The 629-nt window shown below is 70.6% G+C and carries 1 protein-coding gene; it reads right to left on the minus strand.

Annotation, left to right across the window (positions count from 1 at the left end):
• Nucleotides 1-629, minus strand: a 629-nt coding sequence (locus RB628_RS41135; RefSeq protein ID WP_318325732.1) for a multicopper oxidase domain-containing protein, incomplete at both ends; no start/stop codon positions are given.

Genomic DNA, 629 nt, shown 5'->3' on the forward strand with positions numbered 1-629 from the left:
GGCCCCCGAGGGCGACGCGGTAGGCGGTGTCGCTGCCCGCGTTGATGATCCGCAGGCGCACCTTGCGGCCGGGCTTGCCGGTGTAGACGTACGGGTCGGCCGGAACACGGCCGTTGACCAGGTGGTGGGGGTACTTCACGTCACCGGCGTCGCCGCCGAGCAGGTCGCTCTCGGCACCCATGAGCATGAACCTCGACGACATCCCGCCCGACGAGGCGGAGGCGGACGGGGACGCGTCGCCGCTCGGGTTCCCCATGTCGTGCATGTCGTGGCCCTCCGTTCCGGAGCCGCCGGAGCCGGAGTCACCGCCCATGTCCATGCCGCCCATGCCCTGCTTGAGTTCGGCGAAGACCTCGTCGGGGGTTCCGGCGACGCCGTCGACCCAGTCGTCGAGGACGATCACCCATTCGTCGTCGTACGCCAGTGGCTCGCGCGGGTCCTCGACGATCAGTGGGGCGTACAGGCCGCGGTCGAGCTGGACGCCGACGTGGGGGTGGAAGAAGTACGTGCCGGGGGTGTCGGCGATGAACCGGTAGGTGAAGGTGCTCCCGGCGCGCACGGTGGTCTGGGTGGCCGGGGGTGCGCCGTCCATGTCGTTGCGCAGGGCGATGCCGTGCCAGTGGATCGAG

This window comes from Streptomyces sp. ADMS (assembly GCF_033441795.1).
Lineage (GTDB): Bacteria > Actinomycetota > Actinomycetes > Streptomycetales > Streptomycetaceae > Streptomyces.